Origin of the sequence: Pseudomonas sp. JV245A, assembly GCF_032424515.1 — a bacterium.
Taxonomy (GTDB): domain Bacteria; phylum Pseudomonadota; class Gammaproteobacteria; order Pseudomonadales; family Pseudomonadaceae; genus Aquipseudomonas; species Aquipseudomonas protegens.
In genome coordinates this window covers 1-344 of sequence record NZ_VYKE01000598.1, presented here as the reverse complement: position 1 = coordinate 344, position 344 = coordinate 1, and the positions used below count along the sequence as shown (strand labels likewise).

1 protein-coding gene is annotated in these 344 nt (G+C 64.8%); it reads left to right on the top strand.

The window, feature by feature from the left end; translation table 11 throughout:
- The coding region (locus F6S12_RS33210; protein ID WP_315870047.1) for a DUF3299 domain-containing protein at nt 1-198 on the top strand (198 nt) is incomplete at its 5' end.
- Between the last annotated feature and the right edge of the window lie 146 nt (nt 199-344).

The window sequence follows — 344 nt, the reverse complement described above, 5'->3', positions numbered from 1 at the left end:
TGCATCCACGTGCCGCCACCGCCACCCAACCAGCTGGTGCTGGTGCGCTTTCCCAAGGGCTTGAAGCTGGACGACATCTACACGCCGCTGTGGGTGACCGGCACCCTGAAGATCGAAAAGGTCAGCAACGACCTGGCCGATGCCGCCTATGCCCTGGATGCGGCGAAGGTGCGGGTGGTCAAGGAATCGGATCTCTGAAGCGGCGCACTTGAACGCCGCTGAACGGTAGGAGCCGGCTTGCCGGCGAATGCGGTCTTGAGGGCCTCTTCGCTGGCAAGCCAGCTCCTACGGGGCAGGTGGAGTCAGAGCGGGGCGGCGCTGATGCTGACGCTCAGGGTGTGGCT